Origin of the sequence: Exiguobacterium sp. s124 (assembly GCF_018617485.1) — a bacterium.
GTDB lineage: Bacteria > Bacillota > Bacilli > Exiguobacteriales > Exiguobacteriaceae > Exiguobacterium > Exiguobacterium aestuarii.
The window spans coordinates 1-272 of sequence record NZ_JACSKH010000014.1; the positions used below are offsets into that span (position 1 = coordinate 1).

At 44.1% G+C, this 272-nt stretch carries 2 tRNA genes; both read right to left on the bottom strand.

The annotated features are described in order from the left end of the window. Positions 1 to 102: 102 nt before the first annotated feature. Positions 103 to 179: transfer RNA gene (locus KNO85_RS14875), tRNA-Pro, on the bottom strand. 6 nt (positions 180 to 185) lie between these two features. After that, positions 186 to 262: transfer RNA gene (locus KNO85_RS14880), tRNA-Arg, on the bottom strand. Positions 263 to 272: the final 10 nt, after the last annotated feature.

The window sequence follows — 272 nt, forward strand, 5'->3', positions numbered from 1 at the left end:
AGAATTTGATATAGCTCTTAAATTGACGAAGCTTGCGCTTCATTCAAAAATTGTAAAACTTTTTTTGCCTCATCGTTCAGTTTTCAAAGACCAAAAATTAAATGGTCGGGAAGACAGGATTCGAACCTGCGACCCCTTGGTCCCAAACCAAGTGCTCTACCAAGCTGAGCTACTTCCCGTAATAATGGTGCACCCTGAGAGATTCGAACTCCCGGCCTTTAGATTCGTAGTCTAACGCTCTATCCAGCTGAGCTAAGGGTGCATATGGTGCG